The following is a 545-nucleotide window of genomic DNA, read 5'->3' on the forward strand; positions in this document are numbered from 1 at the left end:
AACGCGTCGGCGAGGACGTCCAGAGTGCACAGTTTCCGCAGGTAGAGGACGGCGAGGACGACGCGTTCCTTGTCTCCGATCTTTTGGGGGAAGACGCCGCCGCGGCTGCCCGGCTGGCGGTCGGCGCCCCGGCGCTGGTAGGAGGCGCGTTCGATCTGAGCGAGCTGGCGTGGGGCGAGACGGCGGGCGAGTTCATCCAGGTCTTCGCGGGACATGCCGGTCAGGCGCGGATGGGACAGCCTCTCCATGATCCGGGTGCGCGTCGGCGTCTGGTCGGTGTCGAGGAAGGTCATCAGGGCGTCCGCCGTTGTGAAGCGGGTGGGGGCGTATCCGGGCTGGTGGCCGTGGTCTTCCAGGACCCGGCGAGTCTCGGCGACGAGGTGGCCGACGCATTCGGGGGTGACCTCCAGCATGTCGCTCAGCAGCTTCATCGAGCACACCTGCCGCTGGTAAAGGAGGGTGAGCATCACCCGGGCCGGATCGTCGAACAGCGGCTTGCTGCCGCGTAGCTTTCCCGTGGCCCGGCGGGCTCGTCCGCCGCGCTG

The 545-nt window shown here is 69.2% G+C and carries 1 pseudogene; it reads right to left on the reverse strand.

The features are described 5' to 3' along the window. Window positions 1-545: pseudogene (locus AC5WS8_RS39335) on the reverse strand (ISAzo13 family transposase); the annotation flags it as partial.

The organism is Streptomyces sp. PTL18 (genome assembly GCF_059510295.1).